The following is a 1,157-nucleotide window of genomic DNA, read 5'->3' as shown; positions in this document are numbered from 1 at the left end:
AGCGACAACGCCGGCGAGCTTTCGACTTCGGGGGACGCCGGATTCTCCAGCGCCTTCGGCATCGGGGCGGGCAGGTCCATGCCGAGGTCCTGCGCCAGCCGCGCCGCCAGGTCGGGCGCCGCGTTGAGCAGGCTGGCCACCACGCGCTCGCGAATCGCGGGCACGGTGACCTTCGACAACTCGAAGCGGAAGGCATTGCCGATGTGTGCCTTCTCGACGTCGGACTGGCTTTCGAAGAAGAGGCGGGCCTGGGTGTAGTGGTCGGCGAACTTCTCCGGCTTGATGCGGACCTTGTCGGCACTCTCCTTGGCGTCCAGGCGCCGAGCGACGCTGGTAAAGCCCTGGGCGGCACCGGCCTGGAAGGGGCAACCGCCGGCGAGCGAATTCGGCTCGTAGGCGACCCGGCCGCGATGGATCGCCTGCCGGTGCATGCCGTCGCGYTGGTTGTTGTGGACCTGGGCAACCGGYGCGTTGATCGGCAACTCGTGGAAGTTGGGACCGCCGAGCCGRCTGATCTGCGTGTCGACGTAGGAGTGGATGCGTCCTGCGAGCAGAGGATCATTCGTGAAATCGAGTCCCGGCACGATGTGGGCCGTGCAGAACGCCACCTGCTCGGTCTCGGCAAAGAAGTTGTCCGGATTGCGATTCAGCACCATGCGTCCGACCACCTGCACCGGCACCAGCTCTTCCGGAACGAGCTTGGTCGCGTCRAGGATGTCGAAGCTGAACTGTTCGGCCTGCTCCTCGGTGAAGATCTGCAGGCCGAGTTCCCATTCCGGATACTCGCCGGCCTCGATCGCCTCCCACAGGTCGCGCCGATGGAAGTCCGGATCAGCGCCCGAGATCTTCACCGCCTCTTCCCAGACCTGGGAATGGGTGCCGAGCTTGGGCTGCCAATGGAACTTGACGAAGACGGACTCCCCCGCCTCGTTGACCATCCTGAAGGTGTGGACGCCGAAGCCTTGCATCATCCGGTAGCTGCGCGGAATCGCGCGGTCSGACATCAGCCACATCAGCATGTGCGTTGACTCCGGCATCAGCGAGACGAAATCCCAGAACGTGTCGTGGGCGCTGGCCGCCTGCGGCATCTGGTGATGCGGCTCGGGCTTGACCGCATGCACCAGGTCGGGAAACTTGATCGCGTCCTGGATGAAGAA

General features: G+C 64.8%; 1 protein-coding gene. It reads right to left on the bottom strand.

Annotation, left to right across the window (positions count from 1 at the left end; all coding sequences use genetic code 11):
- The coding region (locus tag AC1DF3_RS36900) for a catalase (protein ID WP_478142800.1) at positions 1-1,157 on the bottom strand (1,157 nt) is incomplete at both ends.

The organism is Variovorax sp. 10N432 (assembly GCF_056394465.1).
This window is presented reverse-complemented; position numbering and strand designations above follow the sequence as displayed.